1 other RNA gene is annotated in these 351 nt (G+C 58.7%); it reads right to left on the bottom strand.

The window, feature by feature from the left end:
* Positions 1–351, bottom strand: a transfer-messenger RNA (tmRNA) gene (gene ssrA, locus GJQ66_RS12220); the annotation flags it as partial.

The following is a 351-nucleotide window of genomic DNA, read 5'->3' as shown; positions in this document are numbered from 1 at the left end:
CGGGAATCGAACCCGCGTCCAACGGTGCGGAAACAGGGCTTCTCCGAGCGCAGTCCGCTGCGATTTTCTCGGCCCCGGAGATCTCGCGGACAAGTCTCCGACGGGCTCAGTCACTGTTTGATTTCCTCCTAGGACCCGTGACCGGACCTAGAAGTTTAGTTCCCTAGCTGATGCCAGGATCCGGGTCGGGAACACCCCCGGGCTGACACTTCGCAGGTCGCTACTTAGGCAGCGAGGGCGAAGGAATCGCGCTTGGTGTTGGCGATTATTTTTTGCGACATATGGTTTACGAGATCATTGCCGCTTCCTCGGCTCGCTTCCCCTGCTTCGACATCCGCTGTCGAAACCGAT

Source organism: Microbacterium sp. ZXX196, from assembly GCF_009709595.1.
Lineage (GTDB): Bacteria > Actinomycetota > Actinomycetes > Actinomycetales > Microbacteriaceae > Microbacterium > Microbacterium excoecariae.
Note: the sequence above shows the minus strand (reverse complement) of the source record. Positions and strands in the feature narration are given on the sequence as shown.